1 protein-coding gene is annotated in these 478 nt (G+C 54.0%); it reads right to left on the bottom strand.

Annotation, left to right across the window (positions count from 1 at the left end; all coding sequences use genetic code 11):
• Positions 1-290 (bottom strand): TonB-dependent receptor plug domain-containing protein (locus P792_RS39035; RefSeq protein WP_235075492.1); only part of this gene is annotated, 290 nt, incomplete at its 3' end.
• Positions 291-478: the final 188 nt, after the last annotated feature.

Genomic DNA, 478 nt, shown 5'->3' with positions numbered 1-478 from the left:
CCACCGCCATTGGTCTGCTGGTTGGGCGTGCCCGACGAACCGACCGAGGGGAGGCGCTGGAGATAGTCACCCAGCGAAACAGCCGAAGTCTGCTGGATCTGCTTGGCAGTCACGATCTGGACGGGGTTGGCCGAGCTGTTGTTCGAGCTGCGCAGATACGATCCCGTTACCATGATCGTTTCTGATTTGGACGTGGCCTGTTTGGTCTTGACCAGGGTCTTTTTCTTGGTGGCAGTTGCGTCCATCGGCACCGTGGCCGCCATGGCTGCCGAGGTAGATAGTCCGGCCACTGCCGTAAACGTCAAAAGGAAAGATCTGCGCAGGCTTAACGCCATAGGTCACACGCTCCACACGTAACGTAATTCATCTGGAACGTAACGCTGGCATAACGAGGACCGGACGCGTGCGACGAAATATTTCTGTTTTGTATCGAACTTTAAAAATTAATTGAATCAGCCTTAGTTCGTTATCATACCGT

This window comes from Asaia sp. SF2.1 (assembly GCF_000505765.1).
Lineage (GTDB): Bacteria > Pseudomonadota > Alphaproteobacteria > Acetobacterales > Acetobacteraceae > Asaia > Asaia bogorensis.
This window is presented reverse-complemented; position numbering and strand designations above follow the sequence as displayed.